We start from the raw sequence: 25,654 nt of genomic DNA, 5'->3' as shown, positions 1-25,654 counted from the left end.
CTACTCCCTGGCAGACAGCGGTACTGCGCGCACGCTATCTCCCGCTGCAATACCCAGCCGATCCAGCACAGACTGAGTCAGCTGCAGGCCATTTTCTGTTTTCTGCCCGATGGCAATCACGCAGCGAAAGCCAACCAGGCGGCGGTTGGAAACCAGCCACGGCACACCCGCCTCTGCACTGACCAGCTGCGCATCGAAGCAGCCGCTGGCCCTTACCGCGCGCACCTGATCCAGCTCGCACTCCAGAGTCGGGCCTGCATCAAAAATATCGACATAACCCTGGTAATGAAAGCCTTCGGCTTCCAGCATCGCCCTGGCGGGGCGTGTAGCCGCATGAACTTCGCCAATGGCAAGCCGGGCTTCTTCAGGTAAAAAGCAGGTGTAAATCGGATGCTGTGGCATCAGCTCAGCAATAAAAGATTTACTGCCCACATAAGACAGAAAATCCGCACGGGCAAAATCCATACGGAAAAAATGGCGCCCTAAGCTCTCCCAGAAAGGAGAACGCCCCACTTCATCTGAAATACCGCGCATCTCAGCAATAATGCGGTGTGAAAAGCGGGCACTGTGCTCGGCCATAAACAAAAAGCGCGCTTTGGATAAAAGGCTGCCATTGCCGTCTTTACGATAATGGGGCAACAAAAACAGAGAGCAAAGCTCGCTGGAGCCCGTCATATCACTATTTAAAAACAGCGTTTCCAGCTGCTTATAAATGCCCAGCTCGCGCGAAGCATGCACATTGATGCCCACCCGGTAGTTGTACCAGGTTTCATGCATGCCCACCGCAGCCTCAATAGCCGATGTCCCTACAATTTTGCCGGTGAGCTCGTCTTCGAGCACAAACACATAACTTGCATCTGCCGTATCAGGGGCTTCAGCGTTGAGTGAGGTTTCACTTGCTAAAATTCGCGCAGACAGACGTTCAGGATTAGCTTGCAGCGTGGTCACACCCACCCCTGCTTCTTTTGCCAATGCCAGCAACTCAGGTAAATCTCCAGTCTCAATCGGGCGAATCAACATTCACAAAACTCCTTTTAAACTCGGGCAGCCTGCCACGCAAAAGACAAAAAACGCTCAATGCGGGCAATTTACAGCAGCAGAATCAGGCCGGAAAAACACGGCAAAACGCCTTAAACCAGCGCTATTTTTTTATTCAGTACGTTCAGAAAAAGCCACCTAAAACGCTTTAAACTGGGCTTTTAATCACCGCACGCTCAACCCAAGGGAGCATGCAACCACCCTGCCCCATTCCCGCAAATACACCAGAAAATGGAGAGGGGGGCCTTATAGAGACAAAAACACGGCCCGCCGGTTAAACCGGCCGCCGCGATATTTTGATGATCCCTGATACTATTTTTCAATCTAACAAAGCAGACCATTCATTACATCGGGACAAGCCCCAACTGTTTGGTATACCCTTGTAAACAGACACTAATTTAATTACTGGCTTTCAAGTTTGATCAAGATTGACTATGAATAAGTTACCGATCAAGACAATAAAAGCCTTAAAAATGAAGCGTGCGCCTGTATTACGCAGTAAAAAAACAATCCGGAACTGCATTTTCAGCCCGCAACCAGGGCATAAAGATATAGCAGCGGAGTATTACACCTCAACGCTGGTCATCCTCTGCAAAGCAAAATCCTTTTCAGCCCTGATTTTGCTTTCAGCAACTTGAAGTGCGCTTTCTCAGGCCAACATCGCAGGATGAATGCAATGCCCATCGCACACAAAATTCAAAATGAAATATGCACCATTTCAATCAGTGGAGAAATCTCCATTTACACCTCCAAATTAATGCAGGAAACCCTGCTCGAATTATTACAGACTGAACACGCCATTCATATTGATTTATCTGAAGTCAATGAAATAGACAGTGCAGGCATTCAGCTTTTAATCAGTTTAAAAAAATACGCTCACGATAAAAAAATGACCCTGCAATTTCAGGAACACAGCCAGTGCTTACTTGATGTTATCGATCTTTACAATATTGCCGCCGAATTGGGTGATCCATTAGTACTGACCCAGCGTTAGCCCCGGCACAATCTGAAATAACTCAGGGCATGACCCGGGAGTAGAAAATGGATTTAGACAGCGCCAGAGGAGCCCTTATCGAAGAGGCGAGAGATTTACTTAATTCGATGGAATCTGCACTACTTACCATTGAAGGCAGCAACGCCAGCAGTGAAGAAATAAATTCACTTTTTCGTGCAGCGCACACCATAAAAGGGTCCGCAGCGCTGTTTTCGCTTGAGCATATAGTTGTTTTTACCCACAGCATGGAAAGCCTGCTGGACCTGGTCAGAAGCAAAGAAATCCTTATCGATGAAAAAATGATTTCTATTTTACTCGAATGTAAAGACTATCTCAGCCTGTTAATTAATGCCGTTGAAAATAAAACAGAAAGCATTGATCCGGATCCGGAAAGCCGGGCAAACCTGCTCAGGCAGCTCGATGGCTATTTAATCTCAACAAACAGTATGCAAACCATACAATCCACAGACTCCATCGAGAAAGATGAACACAAACAAACCGGCGACAGTCATTGGCATATTTCACTGAGGTTTAATACAAACAATTTAATGAATGGCATGGACCCATTGGAATTCATTCGTTATTTAACGACGTTAGGGGAAATCAGCTACATCTGCACACTGACCGATAATATACCCGCACTGGATAAAATAAACACAGAAGACTGCTATTTAGGCTTTGAGATTGATCTTGAATCAGATAAAGATAAAAAAACCATTGAAGGCGCATTTGACTTTATCCGTAAAGACAGCACGGTACGTATTCTGCCTCCGCATGCCAAAATACAGGAATATATTGACCTGATTTACTACCTGCCAGAGCCGCCGCAGCTTTTAGGAGAAATCATATTAAAAGGCGGATCAATCACCCCTTTAGAGCTAGAAGAAATTCTGCATATTCAGAGAACAGAGCCTGACCGGCAATTGGGCAGTATCTTTATTGAAGAAAAAATCGTTGCGGCGCCGGTCGTTGCTGCTGCATTACAAAAGCAGAAACAAGTCGAAGATAAAAAAAATAATGAATTAAAATATATAAAGGTAGAAGCAGGCAAGCTGGATGCTTTAATTAATATGGTTGGCGAGCTGGTTATTGCGGGAGCCGCGGCCAATTTAATTTCTAAAAAAACAAACGACCCCGCCATGAACGAGGCCTGTGCCAATTTATCCAAGCTGGTTGAGCAAATCAGGGATAACGCTTTAAATTTAAGAATGGTACAAATCAAAGAGGTATTTGAACGTTTTCCAAGAGTCATTCGTGATTCGGCCAGAGACTTAAACAAACAGATCAATCTAAAGCTGATGGGAACCGATACTGAGCTTGATAAAAGCATGATAGAAAAATTGAGCGATCCGCTGATGCACATCGTCAGAAATGCAGTCGATCATGGTATTGAGTTTCCGCAAGAAAGAATCGCCAAAGGCAAACCCGCGGCAGGCGAAATTATTCTGAATGCTTTTCATGATTCAGGCAGTGTGGTCATTGAAATCAGCGACGATGGCGCGGGCTTAAATAAAGAGCGAATTTTAAACAAGGCGGTGGAAAAAAATCTAATCAGCAAAGAGGCCATTTTAAGCGAGCATGAAATTTATCAGCTTATTTTTGCCGCAGGATTCTCCACCGCAGAGAAAGTTACCCACCTTTCTGGGCGGGGTGTTGGCATGGATGTTGTAAAACGCAATATTGAGCAATTACGCGGCGAAGTAGAGGTTTTATCCGAAGAAGGTACCGGCAGTATTTTCAGAATCCGCCTTCCGCTGACCATGGCCATTATCGATGGCTTTCAAGTCATGGTGGCAGATTCTACTTTTGTTATTCCACTCGATCTGGTTTTGGAATGCGCCGAGCTGACTCCGGACGACGAACAACATAATTTTGTTAATTTACGAGGAAAAGTACTCCCTTTTGTGCGCTTACGGAGCCTCTTTGATTTCCCCGAAAACAAAAGTAAAAAAGAAAATATCGTTGTCATTCAATATGGTCAGCACCGGGCCGGATTAGTTGTTGACAAATTAATCGGCGAATTTCAGGCCGTCATCAAACCTCTGGGCCTGCTGTTTAAAGAATTGAAGGGAATCAGCGGCTCAACTATTTTAGGCTCAGGCCAGGTTTCGCTTATTCTGGATGTAGCTCAGTTAATCCAGTTTGCACATAAAAAATCCGACAATTCTCATTGTTTCACTAATAAAACAATTCAGCTCACGAAGCAAATATTAACGACAACAAACAGCAGCTTTGGAGAATAAAATGGATTGGATTAAAAACGCCGGAACAGGAAAAAAAATACTTATTTCATTTATGTTTATTACAGGAACCTCTCTTTTAACCGGGGCAATAAGTATTTATAAAATAAAACAACTCAACCAGCTTGTAAACAACATGTATACCGATCAGCTTATTCCGATCAAAGACAATGCCAAAGCAAATTTACACGCTGTATATATTGCAAGGAAGCTCAATTTTTATGTTTTTGCCCACAATGAAAAAATGCAGAATGACCTGATTACAGAAATGGATGGTTATGAAAAAAAAATGATGAACCTTCTTACTAGATTTAATAACACACAGCAAAGTGAGGAGGCACAAAGGCTTATCCAGGCACTACCATCTGATTGGCAGGCCTTTAAACTGGCACAGAAAAAAGTCATTAATGCTGTTAATCAGCAGCAAGATATCGACTACATTAAAGAAATCATTATCAATGAAGTTCGGCCCAGTTTTCAAAAATTCGACGATGCCTTATCTACCCTGCAGGATATAAAAGAGGCGCAGAGCATACAATTTTTCAACCATGCCAACGAGATTTCAGACCAAATAACCCTACTGATGAGCAGCATTATTATTGCCACGTTTTTACTTTCCCTGCTCATTGCTTTTTTTATCAGCAGGCAGATTGTGCGGCAAATTGGCGGCGAGCCCAGCCTTGCGGTTTATATTGCTAATCAGGTGGCATCGGGCAATTTATCAATTAATGTCGCACTGGCTAACGACGATCAAACCAGCATTATTTATTCTTTAAAAAAAATGGCTGGCACGCTAAATCAAATCATGGGCGAAATTTATGCCACGTCCGATGCACTGGCCAGCTCTTCCGGGCAAGTAAGCGTTTCATCACAAAATTTATCTCAAAACGCCTCCGAGCAGGCTGCCAGCATCGAAGAAACCAGTTCGTCTCTCGAGGAAATCACCGCAACGATTTCACAAAACAATGAAAACGCCAAAATTACCGAAGGGATCTCAGGTAAAGCATCGGTCAAAGCCGTCAAGGGTGGATCGGCAGCAAAGGAAACCATATGCGCCATGAAGCTGATCGCAGGCAAAATTAAAATTATCGACGATATTGCTTATCAGACAAATTTACTTGCTCTTAATGCTGCCATTGAGGCTGCGCGTGCGGGAGAACATGGCAAAGGCTTTGCCGTTGTGGCCGCCGAAGTGCGTAAGCTGGCTGAACGCAGCCAAATTGCTGCGCAAGAAATCAGCGAGCTAGCTGACAGCAGCGTAGGGCAAGCCGCCAGCGCAGGTGAGCAACTGGAAGAAATCGTGCCGTTAATCCAAAAAACAGCAGATTTAGTCGAAGAAATTTCAGCAGCCTCAGAAGAGCAATCAAGGGGGATAGAGCAAATCAGCAGCGCCATGACGCAAATTTCACAAGCCACCCAAAGCAATGCGGCGGCCGCTGAAGAGCTCAACTCAACGGCAGAAGAGCTGTCTATTCATGCCTCGCACCTACAAGAAATGATCTGTTTTTTTCGCACAGAATACACCACAAAAACCGCAGGAAAAACGGTAGTACTCAGCCAGAAACCCCTATCCTGAGCCGTGCTTTTTTGGCGCTCACCAAGGAACAGATCCATGAATATCAGCAACCTGAGAAAAAAAAAAGAAGAAGCCCTTACCACTGCTCCCGTGGAAGAAAAGCAGTATCTTACCTTTACCTTAAATCAGGAACTTTTTGCTGTCATCATTCATAATATTAAAGAAATTATCGAATACGCCGGCGTAACCGAAGTGCCTCTTATGCCACAATTTATGCATGGCGTAATCAATATGCGTGGCGCGGTGGTTCCGGTGATTGATTTAGCGGTGCGTTTTGGCAAAGGCAGCAGCAAAATTGGCCGCCGCTCTTGCGTCGTTATCCTGGAAGTCTTTTTTGCCGGGGAATATCACGATATTGGGGTGTTGGTTGACTCGGTCAGCGAGGTCATTGAAATTCCAGCATCCCGAATAGAGCCGCCTCCCGAATTCGGGGCAAAAGTACGTAGCGAGTTTATTGCAGGCATCGGCAGCATCAACGATAAATTCGTCATTATTCTTGATGTGAACCATGCGCTTTCTCTGGGCGAAATGGCAGATCTTGTTGACGAAAACGTCAACCTCAGCCTGGAACACCATACCCACTTTGATGCCCGCTAAAAAAACAAACGAGCCACAATACCAACCATGCCGGCTAAACGCATTGTCCTACTCCCTGGCGAAGTTCGCTTCTCCCAGTCCCCTGACCAGCTTTGCACGCTGCTGGGCTCCTGCCTTGCCATCACTGCATGGCATCCTCAGCGCTTGCTTGGCGGCATGTGCCATTTTTTGCTTCCCGAACCCACGCAAAATGCAGCATTAGACGGCCGCTACGGCAGCGATGCTTTTAATTTGCTTTGCCAGTTTATGCAGCGTAATGCCACCACCCCCAGCGAATACCGCTACCACATTTACGGTGGAAGCAATATTTTACAAGCAGAAGTCAGGTCCTTGTCCATAGGCAGCCGCAACATTTATGCTGCCAAGCAAATATTGCTGAATGCGTCCCTCAATATTGATTTTGAAGACACGGGAGGACGCCATTCCCGCAGAGTATTACTTGACCTGAGCACAGGCAAAATTATCGTTCACCGCTTACTGCATCAGGCCAAATAGCACAAAACCACGACCGGACTGGCTGGCAATCTCAACTCCAAAAGCGCAATCTGTATTAACCCCCTATAACTAAGATTATGCTCATTAAGCAAGGCTAAACCATGACCATTAAAGTCATGATCGTTGATGATTCTGCGGTGGTGCGGCAAGTTATGCTCGACACACTTTCAAAAGCCAGCGACATCGTGGTGATCGGTTCTGCCCCTGACCCCATTTTTGCCCGTGAAAAAATGGAGAAAGACTGGCCGGATGTCATCGTGCTGGATATCGAAATGCCCCGCATGGACGGGCTGACTTTTTTAAAAAAAATCATGGCCGAGCGCCCGACACCCGTGGTGATCTGCTCCTCGCTCACAGAAAAAGGAGCGGAGATCACAATGCAGGCCCTTTCGGCAGGCGCGCTGGCCATTATCACCAAGCCCTCCCTTGGAGTGCGTGATTTTATTCAGGACAGCTCGGCCGATCTGATCCATGCCATTCGTGCAGCATCCATGGCAAGACTGCAACGGTTGCGCCCGGCTACAGCCGCCCCGCTGCAAACACCGCACAGCAGCCCATCCGCGGCACCATCCTCTAAAACACCTTCAGCCCCGGCAACATCCTCTAAAACACCTTCAGCCCCGGCAACATCCGCCAGCATCATGCAGGAAAGAATGAGCTCGCCCAAGCTTTCGGCGGATGCGATTTTGCAGGCGGCGGGCAGCCAGAGCACGATACAAACCACACAAAAAATCATCGCGATTGGCACGTCAACCGGGGGCACACAGGCACTGGAAAGCATTCTGCCCGAGCTACCCAAAACCTCACCCGGCATTGTGATTGTTCAGCATATGCCCGAAAAATTTACTGCCACATTCGCAGCCAGGCTCAACAGTCTGTCGCAAATTGAAGTGCGCGAAGCCAAAAGCAATGACCGCATTCTGCCGGGGCTGGCACTGATTGCACCGGGCGGAAAACACATGCTGGTAAAGCGTAACGGCACCCAATACCATGTAGAGGTCATTGACGGCCCGATGGTGAGCCGTCACCGCCCGTCTGTTGATGTGTTATTCCGATCCGTCGCCAACGCAGCAGGCCGGAACGCAACCGGCTTTATTCTGACAGGCATGGGGGATGATGGCGCCAGAGGCTTAAAAGAATTGCATGACACAGGTGCGCGCACCTATGCGCAGGATGAGGCCAGCTGTGTCGTTTTTGGCATGCCTAAAGAAGCAATAAAACTGGAAGCAAGCGACGAAGTGATTGCTCTTGAGCGAATACCTGACGTGATTGCAAAACTTTCCAACCGGTGATGATTATGCCCTTCGAACTCAATGTTTTTATTGTAGAAGACAGTCTCATTCAAAGAATGCATGCCGCCACACTCTGCTCCGAACTGGGGCTGAACGTGGTGGGTGAAGCATCCGATGGCAATGAGGCTTTACTTCTTTTACAAAACTCCCCGCTTCCGGATGTGATGCTTATTGATCTGGAAATGCCAGGAATGGACGGAATCGAGCTGATTCAGGAATTGGCGCACCGGAACATTGCGGTATCGGTAATTGTTTCCAGCGCAAAAGAAGACGCACTGATTTCATCGGTAGAAACCATGCTGCAGGCTTATGGTCTGCCTGTACTTGGTGCCATCAAAAAACCACTCACTATTGAGCAGCTCAGTAAAGCACTCGATCACTTCAAACCCATCAACAAAGATAGCCCGCAATCGAGGCCGGAAGTCGTTATGGCGGCTTCTGAAATCACAAAAGCACTGGTTGAACATCAGTTTATTGCTTATTTCCAACCCAAGATTTCTATCAAAACGGGCGTCATAAAAGGGGTTGAAACCCTGATTCGCTGGCAGCACCCAGAAAAAGGGCTGGTCATGCCTTCGCAATTTATTTCCATTGCAGAAGAGCAAGGATTAATTAACGAGCTGACGATGGAGATTCTGGACCTGGCCCTTCAGCAGTGCCGGCACTGGCATGAACGCGGATTAAAAATCACTGTGGCGATTAATTTATCCATGCTGTCTTTATCCAACTCCACTTTTGCCGAGCATATCGCCCAAAAAGTAGCGAGTTACACCATCGACCCCAGTTTTATTGTGCTGGAAATCACTGAAACAGCCGTCATGGGCGATGTAGGCAATGCGCTGGGCACGCTGGCAAGACTCAGGCTTAAAGGCTTTGGCTTATCGATTGATGACTACGGCACGGGGTTTTCATCGATGCAGCAGCTCTCCCGCATCCCCTTTACCGAGCTAAAACTGGACCGCTCCTTTGTGGATGGCGCACATGCCAAGCCTCATCTTCGCGCCATTCTGGCCAGCGCCATTGAGATCGCTAAAAAACTGGACCTCAGAAGCGTGGCTGAAGGCGTTGAGTGCGTAGAAGACCTAGCCGTCTTACAAGAACTGGGCTGCGATATTGTCCAGGGCTATCTCACCGCCAAGCCCATGCCCGGCGATGAAATCGTTCCCTGGCTGAAAAGCAATAACCAGCGGCTCAGAGAGCTCTGCAAACCGGCATCCTGAAGCCGGTACAAGCCGGACGCCACGTTTTGACCGTGGCGTTTATTGTGTTATTCCACCAGAACAGGCTCTGGCTCCCCTTCCAGCTTCACCTGTTCGATCTCCACAAAGCGCCGTGAGATTTTATCGCTGGTGATACTCACCTGCTGCACATCGTCGTTCACCTGGCGAATATGCGTCGCTAATTTTTTCATCCGGTCATCAAAACGGGTGAATTCCTGCCCCAGCTTACCCAATGCCTCTTTGATGATATGCACTTGCTTACGCGTTTCCACATCTTTAATCACGGCCCGCGCAGTATTGAGCACCGCCATCAGGGTGGTGGGCGAAACAATCCATACCCGCTTAGCCATGGCATGCTGCACCAGCTCGGGGTGATAGGCGTGAATTTCAGCGAACACCGCCTCTGCAGGGATAAACATCACCGCGCCATCGGCTGTTTCATTCGGGATAATATATTTGCTGGAGATATCGTCGATATGCTTTTTAATATCGCCTCTGAAAGCTTTGGAAGCCACAGCCCTGTCCAGCGTGCCATCAAACATACGGTGATAATTTTCCAGCGGGAATTTAGCATCCACCGCCACCGTGCCTGTTGGCTCCGGCAGGCGCAAAATACAATCGGCGCGTGTGCCATTACTTAAGGTCGACTGAAATTCGTAGACCTGGTTGGGCAACACATTGCGGATCAGATGCTCCAGCTGCACCTCACCAAATGCGCCACGGCTGCGTTTATCACCCAGCAATTCCTGCAGGCTCACCACATTGGTGGTTAAGCCATCAATTTTCTTTTGCGCCTCATCAATCGTGGCAAGGCGTGCCATCACGCTGGCAAACGTTTCATTGGTCTTTTTAAAGCCCTCGTCCAGGCGTTCCGTGACTTTCCCGGAAATCTCGCCTAGTTTTGCATCGGCCGTTTTGGTTAGTTCACCCACGGCAGCAGTCAGCTGCGTGGTGGTCAGCGCCAGTGCGATTTGAATCTGCTCCATTTCACGCACCGATTGCTCGGCCAGCATCTGAGAAAGTTTTAATAATACTTCTTCCCGCAAAGCATCTTGCTTGCCCGACAGCTGGCTGGAAATATCGCTCAGCTGCTTCACCACCAGCTCGCGCGTTTCCGACAAAGTGGTGGTTAAAGACAGGCGCATGGTAGAGAGCGATTCAGTTTGCGCGGTTTGCAAGCGTGTCAGTGATTCACGCGTTTCTTTTAATTCACTGCCTACGCCACTGCGCACCCGCTCAAATGCTTCGGTCATGGTGTCACGCAGGCGCTCGCCCGATCGCGTGACCGCATCAGAAAGCTGTGCAGCCTGCTGTGTTAAGGCTGCATGGGTGCTTTCTGTTTGCCGGCTTAAGCCCTGATGCAAATCAGAGAGCATTTCCCTGTGCTTTGCCTCTAGGTCCTGCGTTAGCGTATCCAACACATCTCTTTGCGACTGTGCCAGCTGCTGCAAACGCGCAACCACCAGAGCGCCCGCCAGCAGAACCACCAGCGTTGTAATTCCAAACAATAGATCTAACATGGCTTTCCACTTATCCCGCAACGCCACGATTGTAGGCGATGTACGGCAGTAAGCCTATAATCACTTCCATGAGACCTCTGCTATTTACACTATTTGCACTATCCGCCAGTGCCGTTCATGCCACAGATATCGCCGCTATTCAGCGTGCGGCGCAGCAATGGCTGGATCAATCCCTAGCCAACAGCAATGGCGTGCCGAGCTATCAGCTCAGCCAGATTGATAAACGCATCCAGCTTGCCCCCTGCAAACAATACGATGTGGGGCTTCCCAGCGGCTACCGGCTTTTAGGCAACACCATGCTCAGAATTCAATGTGTGGACGGTGCCAGCTGGGGCATCAATCTGCCGGTTAAAGTTTCTCTGCTGGTGACCTATTACACAGCAGCACGCCCTCTGTCTGGCAATCAGGAAATTGGCATAGGTGATCTGTCTGCTCAGCAGGGAGACCTGGGCACCCTTCCCGGGTCTGTGATTATGGATCCTTCCCAGGCCGTGGGCCGCGTGCTCAACACCGCCGTTGCATCAGGCAAACCACTGCGCAGCGAAATGCTCAGAGCCGCCATGGTGATCCAGCAAAACCAAAAAGTGCGGGTTATTTATCGCGACGACGTCATTGAGGTGGCCAACGAAGGCATTGCCATGAATAACGCCGCCGAAGGGCAATCAGTGCGTGTGCGCGTGGGCACAAGGCAGATCATCCAGGGCATTGCTACAGCAACAGGCAGCGTGGACGTGAGCCATTGAAATGGCTTGCAAAATGAACGCAGCAGAGTGCCCGTCCGCGCAAAAATCCAGCAATAATCACCCATCTTCATATGCGAACTGACAAAACGCTCGCCAGCCGCTACAATTTACGGCTTTGTAAAGTCAGCCCAAGCGCTTAAGCATGCAAGTTTTCAGAAACGTTTCCGACGCGCACCTTCCTCCTGCGGCAATCACCATCGGTAATTTTGATGGTCTGCACGCTGGCCATGAAGCCATGTTGGCCGAATTAAAATCGGCAGCGTCAATACACGGGCTCAAAACCTGCGTACTTACCTTTGAGCCCCACCCGCGAGAATTTTTTGCACCAGATTCAGCGCCCGCCCGCCTCACCAGCCTGCGGGAAAAGCTGGAGCTGCTGGCAGCCAGAGAGATTGACTACGTGGTTGTGCAACGCTTTGACCGCAAGTTTTCATCTTTAAGCGCGCTGGATTTCAGAGACCAGATACTGGCTAAAGACTTAAATGCCCGGCATGTAATTGTGGGCGACGATTTTTGCTTTGGCGCAAAACGCGCAGGCGATTTTGCTCTGCTGCAAGCCAGCCCGGATTTCAGCACCTGTAGTCTTGCCACCGTTGCAGACGGTGGCCTGAGAATTTCATCCACCGCCGTACGCAATGCCTTAGCCGCTGGTGACATGAATTTAGCCGCGCACTATTTAAACCGCCCTTACTCGATTTCCGGGCGGGTTGTTGATGGTGATAAAATTGGCAGAACGCTTGGTTTTCCAACGGCCAATATTCAGATAAAACATAATCGCCCGCCTTTATTTGGCATTTTTGTAGTGGAAATCCACGGGCTTGAAAAGCCATATCAAGGCGTAGCAAGCTTAGGATTTCGCCCCACCATCCACGGCGGCGACCTCTACCCTAAATTAGAAGCGCATTTATTTGATTTTAACCGGCAGATATACCGTCAGCATCTGCGTGTAGACTTTCTGCATAAACTGCGTGACGAAGAAAAATATATTGATTTGCCGACTTTAGTCGCGCAAATCGAAAAAGATTGCATCGCAGCCAAAGAATGGTTTGCGGTAAACAAAAATGCCTCACGTCATAAAGACGCCCGCAACAAATAAAAAACCAGAGGTCGTTGCAAAGCATCGCCCCTTACTTTGCAACCACATCGCTATTTAAGAGATCACCATGTCGACCAAACCTGTAAATAAGTACCCCGTCAACTTACTCGACACGCCATTTCCTATGCGTGGTGATTTAGCTAAACGCGAACCGGGGTTTTTAAAAGACTGGCAGGATAATGCGCTCTACCAGGCCATTCGCAATAAAGCTAAAGAAGAAAACCGCCCTAAATTTATGCTGCACGACGGCCCGCCGTACGCTAATGGCGATATCCATATCGGCCACGCCGTAAATAAAATTCTGAAAGACATCATTATCAAAGCCAAAACGCTGGATGGCTTTGATGCGCCCTATGTGCCGGGCTGGGATTGCCACGGCCTGCCGATTGAGCATCAGATCGAAAAAATCGTTAAATTTGATAAGCAGGCGCTGGCCGCCAACCCCGGTATTTTTGAGCGCGTGCAGGAATACCGCAAGGCCAATGGCCTTGATCCTAAAGAAACACGCCTGCCTGCGGCATTTACCCGCGAGCTGTGCCGTGATTACGCTGCCATCCAGATTGAGCGCCAGAAAGCAGACTTTATCCGCCTGGGCGTTTTAGGTGACTGGAACAATCCTTACCGCACCATGGATTTCAAAACCGAGGCTGATATTGTCCGCACCTTAGGCAAAGTGCATGCCAATGGCTATCTGATCCGAGGCCAAAAGCCGGTTCACTGGTGCGTAGACTGTGCGTCTGCCCTGGCTGAAGCCGAAGTCGAGTACGAAGACAAAGTGTCCCCTGCTATCGACGTGGGTTTTCGTGTCAGCGACAACGCAGCGCTGTCTAAAGCCTTTGGCGGTGTCAGCGTGGGCGATGTACCCGCTTTTGCCCTGATCTGGACCACCACACCGTGGACTCTGCCTGCCAACCAGGCCGTATCGGTTCACCCGGAGCTGGTTTACGATCTGATCGCCACTCCGAAAGGCCTGCTGATTCTGGCCCGCGATCTGGCCGAAGCCACCATCAAACGTTACGACATCGAAACCACCGAAGTTATCGCCCAGGCCAAGGGTGCAGCGCTGGAATTCCTGCAACTGCAACACCCCTTCCTGGAGCGCGTGGTGCCGGTTATTTGCGGCGACCATGTAACGACCGATGCCGGTACGGGCCTTGTGCACACCGCCCCCGCTCACGGTCTGGAAGACTATGTAGTCGGTTGCAAATATAAAATCCCAACGGATAACCCAGTGGGTAATGATGGCCGCTTCTACAGCAATGTGGAATTCTTTGCGGGCAAAACAGTATGGGAAGCCAATCCGCTGGTGCTTGCACTTCTGGAAGAGCGCGGCGCATTGTTTGCCAGCAAAAAACTGGAACACAGCTACCCGCACTGCTGGCGCCATAAAACACCGATTATTTTCCGCGCCACCAGCCAGTGGTTTATCGGCATGGAAACCGCAGGCACTGAAGGTAAAACACTTCGCTCGCAAGCCAATACAGCGGTTGATTCAACAGAATTCTTCCCTGCATGGGGCCGTGCCCGCCTGGAAGCCATGATTAAAAACCGCCCGGACTGGTGCGTTTCCCGCCAGCGTAACTGGGGCGTGCCGATGACATTCTTTGTGCACAAAGAAACCGGTGAATTGCACCCGAATTCGGGCGAGCTGCTCGAAATCGTGGCTAAGCGTATCGAAGCCGAAGGCATCGAAGCGTGGTTTAAGCTTGACGCAAGTGAGCTCCTGGGCGACGACGCGGTTTACTACGACAAGCTCAAAGACACACTGGATGTATGGTTTGACTCTGGCTCCACCCACTACGCCGTATTGCGCCAGAGGGAAGAGCTCACCTGGCCTGCAGACTTGTATCTGGAAGGCTCAGATCAGCACCGCGGCTGGTTCCAGTCGTCCCTGCTGACAGGCTGCGCCACGGAAGGCCGCGCGCCCTACAAGCAATTGCTCACCCACGGCTTTGTCGTGGATGGCAAGGGCCTGAAGATGTCCAAATCCAAGGGCAATGTGATTGCGCCGCAGACTGTTATTAATCAACTTGGCGCGGATATGCTGCGCCTGTGGGTGGCATCAACCGATTACTCGGGCGAGCTGTCGATTTCAGATGAAATTCTGAAACGCACTACCGATTCATACCGCCGTATCCGCAATACCCTGCGCTTTTTGCTGGCCAATATTTCTGATTTTACTGAACAAAATCTGCTGCCCGCCCAAGAACTGCTGCAGCTTGACCGCTACGCTCTGGTTGAGCTGGCTGCATTCCAGGAAAAAATCACTGCGCTATATGGCAAATACGAGTTTCACCTTGCCGTGCAGGAAATCCACGCTTACTGCTCGGAAGACCTCGGTTCTTTCTACCTGGATATCATTAAAGACCGCCTCTATACCATGGGCGCAGACAGCCAGGGCCGCCGCTCGGCGCAAACCGCGCTCTGGCATATCAGCCAGGCGCTGGTGCGCTTACTTGCGCCGATTCTGTCTTTCACCGCGCATGAAGCATGGGGCACACTCAATAATGAAGAAAATGTATTCCTGTCTGCCTGGCACGCCGTGCCTGCCGTCAGCGATGCAGAGCAGCTGAACGCCCGCTTTGTGCAGATCCGTGAAGTACGCGCTGCTGCACAAAAAGAAATTGAGCTGCAACGCGCAGACGGCAAACTGGGATCGAGCTTACAAGCCGAAGTGGAAATCACCGCCGCAGGCGACACTTATGCGGCTCTGGCCGATTTAGGCGACGAGCTGAAGTTTGTCCTGATTACTTCACAAGCCCGCCTGGTGAAAGGTGATGCGACTAAGATCAGCGTGAGCGCGTCTACGGCAGCCAAATGCGATCGCTGCTGGCATTACACCGCCAGTGTAGGCACTCACGACGAACACAGTACACTGTGCAGCCGCTGTAATGACAATCTGTTTAAGCAAGGAGAGGTTCGTGCTCATGCTTAAAAGCGGGCTGGGGCGCTGGCTTGCCATTGCGCTACTGGTTCTGATCCTTGATCAGGCCAGCAAACATACGATTGAAGCGCTGTTTCAGTTTGGCGAGCAGCGCGCCATCATTCCGGGCTTTTTTAATCTGACACTAGCCTATAACCCCGGCGCAGCGTTCAGCTTTCTGGCTGATGCAGGTGGCTGGCAACGCCATTTCTTTACCGTGCTGGCGTTGGGTGTTTCAGCGTTTATCGTGTTTTTGCTTAAAAAACATCATGCCGAAACCCGTTACGCGCTGGCATTGGCCTTGATTTTAGGCGGTGCGCTGGGTAATGCCATCGACAGAATGCTGCTGGGCCATGTGATCGATTTTATTCAGATTCACTATCAGCAGCGCTGGTATTACCCGGCATTTAATATTGCCGATTCAGGCATTTGTATTGGCGCAGTTTTAATGGTGATCGATTCATTTCGCCGTGAAACGCCATCGGAGAAAACAGTATGATCATGAATATTGTTCTGGCACAGCCACGGGGCTTTTGTGCTGGGGTTGACCGCGCAATTGCCATCGTAGAAAAAGCACTGGAGAAATTCGGTGCACCAATTTATGTGCGCCACGAAGTGGTTCACAATAAATTTGTGATCGAAGATCTTAAGCAAAAAGGCGCGATTTTCGTTGAAGACTTAGCCGATGTACCTGCAGGCAATACACTGATTTTCTCTGCGCACGGCGTTTCACAAGCCGTACGCGCTGAAGCCGCTGAACGGGGCCTGACAATTTTTGACGCCACCTGCCCGCTGGTCACCAAAGTCCATCTCGAAGTGAAACGCTTAAGAGAGCAAGGCTTTGAGATCATCATGATCGGCCATAAGGGCCATCCTGAGGTAGAAGGCACCATGGGCCAGGCTCAGGGCGGCATGTATCTGGTTGAAGAAGTCAGCGATGTTGTCACTCTGGCTGTTGAGAGCGATAAGCTGGCTTATGTTACCCAGACCACACTCTCTGTGGATGATGCACAAATTGTGATCGACGCCCTGCGCGCGCGTTTCCCCGATATCGTTGGCCCTAAGAAAGACGATATTTGCTACGCCACCCAGAATCGTCAGGATGCTGTCAAGCATTTAGCCAAAGAAGTCGATGTAGTGGTCGTGGTTGGATCACCCAACAGCTCTAACTCTAATCGCCTGCGCGAAGTTGCCGCCAACTTAGGCATCGACTCTTATATGGTCGATAACGCCAGCGAGCTGAAAGCGGAATGGTTTACCGGCAAAACCAATATCGGCGTGACAGCAGGCGCTTCAGCGCCGGATATCCTGGTTCGCCAGGTGATCGCTCAGGTAGAAAGCTTTGGCGCGGGTCATATCCGCCAGATGGATGGCATCGAAGAAAACGTCATCTTCTCGCTACCCAAGGGCTTGGTATAAGTCAGCGATCATTTAATGGCTTACATCTGTAAAAAAGATCTGCAGACACAGCGCTAAATAAGAACACAGGTGCACAGAGAAAAGAACCAGGCAGTGCAGCAGGCGAGCCTTTACCACTGCGATTATTTTGTAAGCGGCAACGCATCGCCAGTCAAATTCACGCCCATTGCTCTGTGCGCTCAATTTCCCTTAGTGCTCTCTGTGTCTGCAGCGCTTAGAGTTTATGTTTTTATCATTCCTAAGGCTGTCAACGCCGCATGATCTCCCGCACCGACTGCTTCCACTGTGGCGAAACGCTTAGCCCAAACGAATCCTTCCCGATTATTTACCGCCAGACAGAGCAGCCCACCTGCTGTGCCGGATGCCAGGCCGTAGCCAATACCATTATCCAAAGCGGGCTGGACAGCTATTACACCCAGCGCGACAAACCCGCCGACCGCGCCAAACCGCTGCCTGACGAGCTGCTGGCCCAGCTGAAGCTATTCGATGATGTCAGCTTACAGGCAAGCTTTGTTCTCAATATTGATGCCGATGAGCGAGAAGCTGCGCTGATTATGGAGGGCATCAGCTGCGCAGCCTGTATCTGGCTGAACGAGCGTCATCTCCAGACCTTGCCAGGCGTGCTTTCAGCCAGCATTAACTACAGCAACCATCGTGCCCGCGTACGTTGGGATGAAAAGCAGATTCAGCTCTCGACCATTTTGCAAGCCATTGCGGCCATTGGTTACCGCGCCCAGCCCTATGATCAGGCCAGACAGGAAGAAGGCTGGCAAAAGCAGCGCAAAAGTGCGCTCTTCCGCCTGTGGGTAGCGGGCCTGTCCATGATGCAGGTCATGATGTTTTCAGTGCCCGTTTATATGTCTAAAGCAGGCGAAATTGCCACTGAATGGCTCAACCTGATGAATTGGGCGAGTCTGGTCCTCACCCTGCCCGTAGTGCTTTATTCTGCAACGCCTTTTTATGTTTCAAGCTGGCGCGATTTAAAACGCCGCCGCACCGGCATGGATCTGCCGGTAGCGATTGGCGTGCTGGCAGCTTTTACAGCCAGTTGCTATTCACTGATAACTGCCCATGGCGAAATCTATTTTGACTCGGTTTCCATGTTTGTCTTTCTGCTGCTCACAGGCCGCTATCTGGAGATGAGTGCAAGGCGTAAAGCCGGTGCAGCTACCGAGCAACTGGTCAAACTGATTCCCGCATTTGCCCACAAAATAGACGAGCAAGGCACAAGCGAAGTCACTGTCAACAGCCTGAAAATTGGCGATCAGATTTTAGTTAAGTCTGGTGAAACCATCCCGGCAGACGGCATTGTCCGCCAGGGCAGCGGCGAAGTCAGCGAGGCTTTGCTGACTGGCGAAAGCCTCGCTGTCCCTAAAACAGCGGGCATGAACGTAACAGGCGGCACGCTCAATCTGGCCGCGCCCTTACACATTGAAATCACCCAAATTGGCGAAAACACCCGCCTTGCCGCCATTGTGCGCCTGCTGGATCAGGCGCTGGCACAAAAACCCCGTATTGCCTTGCTGGCTGAGCAGGTATCGGGCTGGTTTATCAGTATTTTATTAGTGACCGCCGCACTGGCATGGCTGTACTGGCATTTGCACGATCCTGTTCATGCCCTGCCGATTATGGTGGCCGTACTGGTGATTTCATGCCCCTGCGCACTCGCACTGGCCACCCCGGTTGCCCTGACCGCGGCCACCGGTCACCTGGCTCAGCTTGGGCTCATGGTGGCACGCAGCCCGGCGCTCGAAACGCTTTCGCAAATCACAGATGTCATGCTCGACAAAACCGGCACCCTCACCCATGGAGAGCCGCGGGTTCAGCACTATATTGCCAGCCAGAGCACCGAAGAAAAAGCACGCCAGATTGCCGCGTCACTGGAATCAGCCTCGGCCCACCCGCTGGCCCGCGCCTTTGTGCAGGCCGGTGCGCCACTTGCACAAGAGATACAAACCTATCCTGGCGGGGGTTTAAGTGGTGTGGTGAATGGGGTGCTTTACTACATTGGCCATCCGGAATTTGTAAACCGCCAGTGCGCCATGCTGATGCCCGATGCCATCCGGCATGCGGAGGGCAGTCTGGTTGCAATCGCCAGCACTACAGAATGGCTGGGCGCTTTTATTGTGGCAGATACTTTAAGAGCCGATGCGGCGGATGCCATTGCCGCCTTAAGCAAAGCAGGCTTACGCCTGCACCTTGTATCGGGCGATAACAACGCTACCGTGCAAGCTTTGGCTTTAAAGATGCATATTGAAAACGCTGCCGGCAGAGCAACGCCCGGGGATAAGCTCGCTTACATCAATACACTTCAGCAGCAGGGCCGTTGTGTATTAATGATTGGTGATGGCGTTAACGATGCGCCCGTTTTAGCAAAGGCCAATGTATCGATGGCAATGGGAGCGGGTGTGGATGTTGCTCATGCTGCCGGCGATATGGTTTTACTCAACAATCAGCTGGACCGGCTCCCCAAAGCGCTGGCCCTTGCAAAAAAAACCCGCACTATCATCCGTCAGAATTTAGCCTGGGCCATTATTTATAATCTGGCCGCCCTGCCTCTGGCGGTATGCGGCCTGATCACCCCCTGGATTGCAAGCCTTGGCATGGCATGCAGCTCACTCTTGGTGGTGCTTAATGCGCTGCGCCTCAGAGGAAAAAACTAAATGGAAAGCCTTTATTTACTTATTCCACTATCTGTTTTGCTGGTTTTTTTCATTGGGATTCTTTTTTGGTGGTCAGTTAAAGGAGGGCAATTTGATGATATGGAGGGGCCTGGCTGGCAGATTTTGCAAGATGATGACAGCATGCTAGTAGAGAAAAGTTCCTCTGACGAAAGAAAAAACAAAGAATTAAAGTCTGACGGGGTGTAAAATGCCGCGATCTGACGAAAGGCATTGATGTTCGTCAATAAGACCGCCTGCTGAAGCAGCTAAAGTTCAGCTGGCATAATTACATAAGAAATATTCACAACCAGCAAAAAGCCAGCTTTTTCCTTACAACAGGTTAAATGCAGACAGGTTGTACATTTTTCAAGTCCAAATTTTCAAAGTCCAAGCTGTTGGAGATCAATCGGAGCTCGCATGGAACACCAAGGTACATACAACTACAAAGTGGTGCGGCAATTTGCCATCATGACAGTCATTTGGGGGATTGTCGGGATGCTGGTTGGCGTGATCATCGCTGCCCAGATGTACTGGCCGGAACTTAATTTTGGCCCCTACTTTCACTTCGGGCGCTTACGTCCTCTGCATACTAACGCGGTTATTTTTGCGTTTGGTGGCTGCGGATTATTTGCAACGTCTTATTACGTGGTTCAACGCACCTGTAATGTGCGTCTGATCTCCGACAAGCTCGCCGCCTTCCATTTCTGGGGCTGGCAGCTGGTGATCGTTTTAGCCGCCATTACCTTACCGATGGGCTTAACCCGCGGTAAAGAATACGCAGAGCTGGAATGGCCAATTACCTGGCTAATCGCAGTGATCTGGGTGGCCTACGCGATTGTGTTCTTTGGCACGATTGCCAAACGCAAAGTGAAGCATATTTATGTAGCCAACTGGTTCTACGGCGCATTTATTCTTGCTGTAGCGCTGCTGCACATTGTGAATGGTCTGGCGATCCCTGTATCGGCAACAAAGTCTTACTCTGTTTACTCTGGCGCAATTGATGCCATGGTGCAATGGTGGTACGGCCACAATGCCGTAGGCTTCTTCCTGACCGCGGGTTTCCTCGGCATGATGTACTACTTCGTGCCCAAGCAAGCAGGCCGTCCGGTTTACTCCTATCGCCTGTCTGTTGTTCACTTCTGGGCACTGTGCTTTACCTATATGTGGGCAGGCCCTCACCACCTGCACTACACCGCACTGCCAGACTGGACACAATCTTTGGGTATGGTGTTCTCCCTGATTCTGCTGGCACCAAGCTGGGGCGGTATGATCAACGGGATTATGACGCTGTCTGGTGCATGGCATAAGCTGCGTACCGATCCAATTCTGAAGTTCTTGGTTACTGCGCTGTCGTTCTACGGCATGTCCACTTTTGAAGGCCCGATGATGGCCATCAAAACAGTGAACGCACTGTCGCACTACACAGACTGGACTGTAGGTCACGTTCACTCCGGCGCTTTGGGCTGGGTGGCAATGATTACCATCGGCTCGATTTACTACCTCATCCCACGCCTCTTTAATAAAGAAGAAATGTACTCGGTCAAACTGATCGATACCCACTTCTGGATTGCAACGATTGGCGTCGTGCTTTACATCTCTTCCATGTGGATTGCCGGTGTAACGCAAGGCTTGATGTGGCGTGCAGTGAATACAGACGGCACTTTAACTTATGCCTTTATTGATTCAGTTAAAGCATCGTATCCGTATTACTTTATCCGCTTCTTGGGTGGCCTGTGCTTCTTGTCGGGCATGTTATTAATGCTTTACAACGTGCTGCGTACCGCTTTTTCGGGCCAAGCCGTCGATGCCAAAATTCCGGCCATCGCTCAACACGCCTGATCGAACGGAGAGAAAACCATGAAAAACTTTATGAACCAGCTGCAAAAGCGGGTTGAAGAAAACGTTGCGTTCTTAATCATCCTTACCCTGATTACGCTCAGTATCGCGATGCTGGTTGAAATCTTACCGCTGATGTTCAGCAATTCAACCACCAAGCCTATTGATGGCGTTAAACCTTACTCTGCACTGGCTTTAGCCGGGCGTGATGTTTACATTCGTGAAGGCTGCTACAACTGCCACTCACAAATGATCCGCCCTTTCCGTGCAGAAACCGAGCGCTATGGTCATTACTCGGTTGCAGGTGAATCCGTTTACGATCGTCCGTTCCAATGGGGCTCTAAACGTACAGGGCCGGATCTGGCTCGTGTAGGTGCGCGTTACTCGGATGAATGGCATCGTGCTCACTTGATGAATCCACGCGATGTAGTACCTGAATCCAATATGCCTGCTTTCCCATGGCTTGCTGCCAATAAAGTAGACGCGGCCATTATGCCCGCCAAACTTAAAGCACTAAAGACACTGGGCACTCCTTATACCGACGCAGAAATTGCTGATTCTGTTAAAGCGGTAGAGGGCAAAACAGAAATGGAAGCAGTGATTTTCTACCTGCAGGGCTTGGGTCTTGCGCTCAAAAACAAAAGGTAATTCATCATGGAAATGCTCAACGATCTGCGGGTTTTATCGACCGTAATCAGCTTTATCTGCTTTGTAGGCATCCTCGTTTGGGCCTGCAGCAAAAACAGCAAAGCATCCTTTGATGAAGCAGCTCAGCTGCCATTCCTTGACGATGATCTGCCCTCATCAAACAAAACCTCCTGATTTCTAGAGGATATAAAAAATGACAGATTTTCAAAGTATCTTTTGGGATTATTGGATCGCGATCATTGTGATCGGCGGTATTGTGGCAATGACTTTGCTCTTAATGAGCCAGGGCGTTGTTAAGCTTAAAAAAGGTGAAAGCGCCGAAGTAACCGGTCACAAATGGGATGGTGATTTAGAAGAATACAACAACCCGCTGCCAGGCTGGTGGGTCATGATGTTCTATATGACCATTGTATTTAGTGTGGTTTACCTTGTACTCTACCCCGGCATTTGGGGTGGCCTGTGGAAATGGACCTCGGACAATCAGTATGGCAAAGAAGTGGTACAGGCTAATTCCAAGTATCAGGGCCTGTACGATAAGTACTCCAAAATGCCGATTGCTGCGGTTGCACAGAACCAGGAAGCCAGAGATATGGGTAAACGCCTGTTTCTGACTTATTGTATTCAGTGTCACGGTGCAGATGCACGTGGCGCCAAAGGCTTCCCTAACCTGACCGATGGCGATTGGTTGTATGGTGGCACACCTGAAAAAATTCTAGAAACCATTGCAAATGGTCGTCATGGCCAGATGCCAGCCTTTGGCGCGGTGTTTGGTGAAGAAAAAGTGAAGGATGCCGCTAACTACGTACTGCAAATTGCCGGCAAACCACGCAATGAACTGCGTGCCAGCCGTGGCGCAGAAACATTTAAACAGGTTTGCGTAGCCTGTCACGGTGCAGATGGCAAAGGTAATAAAGACTTAGGCGCACCCAATCTCACCGATGGCACTTGGTTATATGGTGGTTCTGAAGCCACGATCATTGAAACGATTACCAATGGTCGCAGCAATGTAATGCCGGCATGGAAAGAGTTCCTGGGCGATGCCAAAGTACATTTACTGGCTGGCTACGTTTATGGTCTTTCAAATAACGAGAAAGCAAAATAAACATAATGGACTGGATGTCCTTGCAAAATAGTGCAAAGACACCCATAAAACACCATTAAAACGGGCGGGAAATATCCCGCCCGTTTTTCCTTGATCGAAATCTTTTGCATAAAAGCCCATGCAAAGCGTTTTGCCAGGAGTAGGTAAGGAAATGAGTAAAAAGTTACGCGATATTCCCGTCACCGTCATTAAAGACGATGGCGAATACGAAGAAATCCATCTTTACAGCAAGCATAAAAAAATCTATCCGCGTTGGGTCAATGGTTTGTTTAATCGCTGGCGTATTCTGTTTGTTGTGATCACTCAGCTTTTCTTCTACGGCATGCCTTGGCTGCAAATGAATGGCCGTCAGGCACTGCTCTTTAACATTACCGAGCACACTTTTTATATTTACGGCTTTGTTTTTCTGCCACAAGATTTTATTTATCTCACCGCCCTGCTCCTCGCCAGCGCCATTGGCCTGTTTGCCTGGACCACCGCTGGCGGTCGGCTTTGGTGTGGTTATGCCTGTCCGCAAACCGTTTATACCGAGATTTTTCTCTGGATAGAAAAATGGGTAGAAGGCGACCGGATGGCGCGTATCAAGCTGGATAACGCCCCCACTACCGCGCGTAAAATTCGCTTAAAAGCCATTAAACACAGCATCTGGATTATCTTCTCCCTCTGGACAGGTTTTACCTTTGTTGGCTACTTCACGCCAATCCGCACGCTCTGGACCGAAATCACCCAGTTTGGCCTTGGCCCGTGGGAAACCTTCTGGGTATTCTTCTACGCCTTTGCCACCTATGGCAATGCAGGCTGGATGCGCGAACAAGTCTGTAAATACATGTGCCCCTACGCCCGCTTTCAAAGCACCATGTTTGATGCAGACACTTTAATTATTTCTTACGACGCTGAGCGGGGCGACGCACGCGGCAGCCGCAAAAAAGGCACAGACTACAAAGCGGCAGGTTTAGGCGATTGCATCGATTGCACAGTCTGCGTACAGGTTTGCCCTGTAGGCATCGATATCCGCGATGGCTTGCAATACGAATGTATTGGTTGTGCTGCCTGTATTGATGCCTGCGATGAAATTATGGATAAGATGCAATATCCGCGCGGGCTGATTCGCTACACCACCGAAAACGCGCTGGAGCACAAATACCCTGAGCGCGACATCATCAAAAAAATCACCCGCCCAAGAGTCGTCATGTATCTGCTGGTATTGCTCATTGTACTAGGCACAACCATTGGCTCTTTAGTTTTGCGTAAACCGATTAAAGTAAATATCTCACGGGATCGTGTTGCCATGGTCAGAGAGGCCGATGATGGCTGGCTGGAAAACAGCTACCGTTTGCAAATTCAAAACGCGGATGAAAAAGCCCACAGCTATATCATCACCACGGATGGCCTGCCCGGATCAAGAACTATTATCGAAGGCACAGGTCTAATTTTTGTACCTGCCACCAGCAGCCAGGATATTGGCGTACGCATTCAGATAGACCCCGGCAAAGCAGGCCCCGGCGGGCATGAAATGCACTTCATTATTACGGCCAGCGACAACCCTGCAATTCAAACACGCGAAAAATCCAGCTTTATAGGACGATAAGATGCAAAAAGACCCAATGGAAAATCAGCCCTGGTATAAACATCGCCATGTATGGCTGCTGATTCTTTTTCCTGTTGTTGCCGTTATTGGTGGCATCAATATGTTTTATCAGGCCGTCAAAACAGATGACGGTCTGGTGAGTGATGACTATTACAAAGAAGGCCAGGAAATCAACAGCCAGATCCATCGTGATACCAAAGCCACTACGCTGGGCCTGAGCGGCCAGCTGATGCTCGGCGAAGATGGTAAATCAATCCGTATTCAGCTCAATAAAGCGCTTAAAGATGATCTGGTGCTTAAACTTATGCACCCTACCCGCGCAGGCAAAGACCAGACCATCATCCTGACCAGACAAGCGCCGCAGTTTTATGTGGGCAAGCTGGAAAACGCACTCACCCAACCGCGCTGGCAGGTTGAGTTAAGTGATACAACCCGGCAGTGGCGCTTAAAAGCAGAGTGGAAAATCAGTGATGCCGAGGCATTACAGCTCTCCCCCGCGCTGTAAGATTCACCCTTGCGAAAAAAAGCCCGTTTAAATAATGAACTGCACCCCAAAAGTTGGACACCCGTCCATATTTTTGGGGTGTTTTTATGTCCAAGTACTCAACGCAATTCAAGCTCTCTGTCGTTCAGCAATATTTAACTGGCGAAGCAGGTATCAAAA

Annotated in this window: 23 protein-coding genes; 21 read left to right on the top strand and 2 right to left on the bottom strand. The window is 49.8% G+C overall.

Annotation, left to right across the window (positions count from 1 at the left end):
• On the bottom strand, window positions 1-1,020 hold the full coding sequence (gene astA, locus CSQ88_RS08640) for an arginine N-succinyltransferase (protein WP_099397708.1): 1,020 nt from the start codon (window positions 1,018-1,020) through the stop codon (window positions 1-3).
• 452 nt (window positions 1,021-1,472) lie between these two features.
• Between astA and CSQ88_RS08635 the strand changes: the two genes are divergently transcribed.
• The 8 genes from CSQ88_RS08635 to CSQ88_RS08600 all read left to right on the top strand — a co-directional run bounded on the left by CSQ88_RS08635 (window position 1,473) and on the right by CSQ88_RS08600 (window position 9,452).
• Window positions 1,473-1,676 carry a hypothetical protein gene (locus tag CSQ88_RS08635; protein ID WP_099397707.1) on the top strand — a complete coding sequence of 68 codons (204 nt, stop codon included), beginning with the start codon at window positions 1,473-1,475 and terminating at the stop codon, window positions 1,674-1,676.
• 38 nt (window positions 1,677-1,714) lie between these two features.
• The gene (locus CSQ88_RS08630) at window positions 1,715-2,032 is read left to right on the top strand and encodes a lipid asymmetry maintenance protein MlaB (protein ID WP_180273595.1); all 318 of its coding nucleotides are present in this window, start codon (window positions 1,715-1,717) and stop codon (window positions 2,030-2,032) included.
• A gap of 47 nt (window positions 2,033-2,079) precedes the next feature.
• The gene (locus CSQ88_RS08625) at window positions 2,080-4,275 is read left to right on the top strand and encodes a chemotaxis protein CheA (RefSeq protein ID WP_099397705.1); all 2,196 of its coding nucleotides are present in this window, start codon (window positions 2,080-2,082) and stop codon (window positions 4,273-4,275) included.
• Between the two features lies 1 nt (window position 4,276).
• A complete protein-coding gene (locus CSQ88_RS08620; protein ID WP_099397704.1) occupies window positions 4,277-5,848 on the top strand; it encodes a methyl-accepting chemotaxis protein in 1,572 nt (523 codons plus the stop codon).
• A 36-nt stretch (window positions 5,849-5,884) separates the two neighbouring features.
• Window positions 5,885-6,445, top strand: a complete 561-nt coding sequence (locus CSQ88_RS08615; protein WP_099397703.1) for a chemotaxis protein CheW — start codon at window positions 5,885-5,887, stop codon at window positions 6,443-6,445.
• A gap of 27 nt (window positions 6,446-6,472) precedes the next feature.
• Entirely contained in the window at window positions 6,473-6,940 is a 468-nt protein-coding gene (locus CSQ88_RS08610; protein WP_099397702.1) for a chemotaxis protein CheD, read from the top strand.
• A 101-nt stretch (window positions 6,941-7,041) separates the two neighbouring features.
• Window positions 7,042-8,232, top strand: a complete 1,191-nt coding sequence (locus CSQ88_RS08605; RefSeq protein ID WP_099397701.1) for a chemotaxis response regulator protein-glutamate methylesterase — start codon at window positions 7,042-7,044, stop codon at window positions 8,230-8,232.
• A gap of 5 nt (window positions 8,233-8,237) precedes the next feature.
• Window positions 8,238-9,452 (top strand): EAL domain-containing protein, encoded by a 1,215-nt coding sequence (locus CSQ88_RS08600; protein WP_257212531.1) that lies wholly within the window; start codon window positions 8,238-8,240, stop codon window positions 9,450-9,452.
• Window positions 9,453-9,499: 47 nt separating this feature from the next.
• Here the strand turns inward: CSQ88_RS08600 and rmuC are convergent, their stop codons facing one another.
• The gene (gene rmuC, locus CSQ88_RS08595; RefSeq protein WP_099397699.1) at window positions 9,500-10,972 is read right to left on the bottom strand and encodes a DNA recombination protein RmuC; all 1,473 of its coding nucleotides are present in this window, start codon (window positions 10,970-10,972) and stop codon (window positions 9,500-9,502) included.
• Window positions 10,973-11,040: 68 nt separating this feature from the next.
• On the opposite strand from rmuC, the gene flgA reads away from it, so the two are divergent.
• The 13 genes from flgA to CSQ88_RS08530 all read left to right on the top strand — a co-directional run bounded on the left by flgA (window position 11,041) and on the right by CSQ88_RS08530 (window position 25,495).
• Window positions 11,041-11,715 carry a flagellar basal body P-ring formation chaperone FlgA gene (gene flgA, locus CSQ88_RS08590; protein ID WP_180273594.1) on the top strand — a complete coding sequence of 225 codons (675 nt, stop codon included), beginning with the start codon at window positions 11,041-11,043 and terminating at the stop codon, window positions 11,713-11,715.
• A 142-nt stretch (window positions 11,716-11,857) separates the two neighbouring features.
• Window positions 11,858-12,811, top strand: a complete 954-nt coding sequence (locus CSQ88_RS08585) for a bifunctional riboflavin kinase/FAD synthetase (protein WP_099397697.1) — start codon at window positions 11,858-11,860, stop codon at window positions 12,809-12,811.
• Between the two features lie 67 nt (window positions 12,812-12,878).
• Window positions 12,879-15,746, top strand: a complete 2,868-nt coding sequence (ileS, locus tag CSQ88_RS08580) for an isoleucine--tRNA ligase (RefSeq protein WP_099397696.1) — start codon at window positions 12,879-12,881, stop codon at window positions 15,744-15,746.
• Window positions 15,739-16,233 carry a signal peptidase II gene (lspA, locus tag CSQ88_RS08575; RefSeq protein WP_099397695.1) on the top strand — a complete coding sequence of 165 codons (495 nt, stop codon included), beginning with the start codon at window positions 15,739-15,741 and terminating at the stop codon, window positions 16,231-16,233. Before ileS ends, lspA begins: the two co-directional genes overlap by 8 nt.
• Window positions 16,230-17,153: a 4-hydroxy-3-methylbut-2-enyl diphosphate reductase gene (gene ispH / locus CSQ88_RS08570; protein WP_218963043.1), complete on the top strand. Its 924-nt coding sequence runs from the start codon at window positions 16,230-16,232 to the stop codon at window positions 17,151-17,153. Before lspA ends, ispH begins: the two co-directional genes overlap by 4 nt.
• A 257-nt stretch (window positions 17,154-17,410) precedes the next feature.
• Window positions 17,411-19,816 carry a heavy metal translocating P-type ATPase gene (locus CSQ88_RS08565; protein WP_099397693.1) on the top strand — a complete coding sequence of 802 codons (2,406 nt, stop codon included), beginning with the start codon at window positions 17,411-17,413 and terminating at the stop codon, window positions 19,814-19,816.
• On the top strand, window positions 19,817-20,023 hold the full coding sequence (ccoS, locus tag CSQ88_RS08560; RefSeq protein ID WP_099397692.1) for a cbb3-type cytochrome oxidase assembly protein CcoS: 207 nt from the start codon (window positions 19,817-19,819) through the stop codon (window positions 20,021-20,023).
• Between the two features lie 210 nt (window positions 20,024-20,233).
• A complete protein-coding gene (gene ccoN / locus CSQ88_RS08555) occupies window positions 20,234-21,655 on the top strand; it encodes a cytochrome-c oxidase, cbb3-type subunit I (protein ID WP_099397691.1) in 1,422 nt (473 codons plus the stop codon).
• 30 nt (window positions 21,656-21,685) lie between these two features.
• Window positions 21,686-22,300, top strand: a complete 615-nt coding sequence (ccoO, locus tag CSQ88_RS08550) for a cytochrome-c oxidase, cbb3-type subunit II (protein WP_099397746.1) — start codon at window positions 21,686-21,688, stop codon at window positions 22,298-22,300.
• A 6-nt stretch (window positions 22,301-22,306) separates the two neighbouring features.
• Complete coding sequence (locus tag CSQ88_RS08545; RefSeq protein ID WP_099397690.1) at window positions 22,307-22,474, top strand: cbb3-type cytochrome c oxidase subunit 3; 168 nt, start codon at window positions 22,307-22,309, stop codon at window positions 22,472-22,474.
• Between the two features lie 19 nt (window positions 22,475-22,493).
• Complete coding sequence (ccoP, locus tag CSQ88_RS08540) at window positions 22,494-23,402, top strand: cytochrome-c oxidase, cbb3-type subunit III (RefSeq protein WP_099397689.1); 909 nt, start codon at window positions 22,494-22,496, stop codon at window positions 23,400-23,402.
• 151 nt (window positions 23,403-23,553) lie between these two features.
• A complete protein-coding gene (gene ccoG / locus CSQ88_RS08535; protein WP_099397688.1) occupies window positions 23,554-24,990 on the top strand; it encodes a cytochrome c oxidase accessory protein CcoG in 1,437 nt (478 codons plus the stop codon).
• Window position 24,991: 1 nt separating this feature from the next.
• Entirely contained in the window at window positions 24,992-25,495 is a 504-nt protein-coding gene (locus CSQ88_RS08530; RefSeq protein ID WP_099397687.1) for a FixH family protein, read from the top strand.
• Window positions 25,496-25,654 lie beyond the last annotated feature (159 nt).

It is taken from the genome of Iodobacter sp. BJB302 (assembly GCF_002735645.1).
Lineage (GTDB): Bacteria > Pseudomonadota > Gammaproteobacteria > Burkholderiales > Chitinibacteraceae > Iodobacter.
The sequence above is the reverse complement of the archived record's forward strand: the minus strand, read 5'-3'. Positions and strand labels throughout refer to the sequence as shown.

Bases quoted from the DNA above. Each gene is read 5' to 3' on its own strand.
- CSQ88_RS08530 (WP_099397687.1), top strand. From the start codon at position 24,992: ATGCAAAAAGACCCAATGGAAAATCAGCCCTGGTATAAACATCGCCAT.
- CSQ88_RS08605 (WP_099397701.1), top strand. From the start codon at position 7,042: ATGACCATTAAAGTCATGATCGTTGATGATTCTGCGGTGGTGCGGCAA.
- CSQ88_RS08615 (WP_099397703.1), top strand. From the start codon at position 5,885: ATGAATATCAGCAACCTGAGAAAAAAAAAAGAAGAAGCCCTTACCACT.
- rmuC (WP_099397699.1), bottom strand. From the start codon at position 10,972: ATGTTAGATCTATTGTTTGGAATTACAACGCTGGTGGTTCTGCTGGCG.
- ccoN (WP_099397691.1), top strand. From the start codon at position 20,234: ATGGAACACCAAGGTACATACAACTACAAAGTGGTGCGGCAATTTGCC.
- CSQ88_RS08635 (WP_099397707.1), top strand. From the start codon at position 1,473: ATGAATAAGTTACCGATCAAGACAATAAAAGCCTTAAAAATGAAGCGT.
- CSQ88_RS08620 (WP_099397704.1), top strand. From the start codon at position 4,277: ATGGATTGGATTAAAAACGCCGGAACAGGAAAAAAAATACTTATTTCA.
- lspA (WP_099397695.1), top strand. From the start codon at position 15,739: ATGCTTAAAAGCGGGCTGGGGCGCTGGCTTGCCATTGCGCTACTGGTT.
- CSQ88_RS08610 (WP_099397702.1), top strand. From the start codon at position 6,473: ATGCCGGCTAAACGCATTGTCCTACTCCCTGGCGAAGTTCGCTTCTCC.
- ccoP (WP_099397689.1), top strand. From the start codon at position 22,494: ATGACAGATTTTCAAAGTATCTTTTGGGATTATTGGATCGCGATCATT.
- flgA (WP_180273594.1), top strand. From the start codon at position 11,041: ATGAGACCTCTGCTATTTACACTATTTGCACTATCCGCCAGTGCCGTT.
- CSQ88_RS08565 (WP_099397693.1), top strand. From the start codon at position 17,411: ATGATCTCCCGCACCGACTGCTTCCACTGTGGCGAAACGCTTAGCCCA.
- ileS (WP_099397696.1), top strand. From the start codon at position 12,879: ATGTCGACCAAACCTGTAAATAAGTACCCCGTCAACTTACTCGACACG.
- ccoS (WP_099397692.1), top strand. From the start codon at position 19,817: ATGGAAAGCCTTTATTTACTTATTCCACTATCTGTTTTGCTGGTTTTT.
- CSQ88_RS08585 (WP_099397697.1), top strand. From the start codon at position 11,858: ATGCAAGTTTTCAGAAACGTTTCCGACGCGCACCTTCCTCCTGCGGCA.
- ccoO (WP_099397746.1), top strand. From the start codon at position 21,686: ATGAACCAGCTGCAAAAGCGGGTTGAAGAAAACGTTGCGTTCTTAATC.
- astA (WP_099397708.1), bottom strand. From the start codon at position 1,020: ATGTTGATTCGCCCGATTGAGACTGGAGATTTACCTGAGTTGCTGGCA.
- ispH (WP_218963043.1), top strand. From the start codon at position 16,230: ATGATCATGAATATTGTTCTGGCACAGCCACGGGGCTTTTGTGCTGGG.
- CSQ88_RS08625 (WP_099397705.1), top strand. From the start codon at position 2,080: ATGGATTTAGACAGCGCCAGAGGAGCCCTTATCGAAGAGGCGAGAGAT.
- CSQ88_RS08600 (WP_257212531.1), top strand. From the start codon at position 8,238: ATGCCCTTCGAACTCAATGTTTTTATTGTAGAAGACAGTCTCATTCAA.
- ccoG (WP_099397688.1), top strand. From the start codon at position 23,554: ATGAGTAAAAAGTTACGCGATATTCCCGTCACCGTCATTAAAGACGAT.
- CSQ88_RS08630 (WP_180273595.1), top strand. From the start codon at position 1,715: ATGCCCATCGCACACAAAATTCAAAATGAAATATGCACCATTTCAATC.
- CSQ88_RS08545 (WP_099397690.1), top strand. From the start codon at position 22,307: ATGGAAATGCTCAACGATCTGCGGGTTTTATCGACCGTAATCAGCTTT.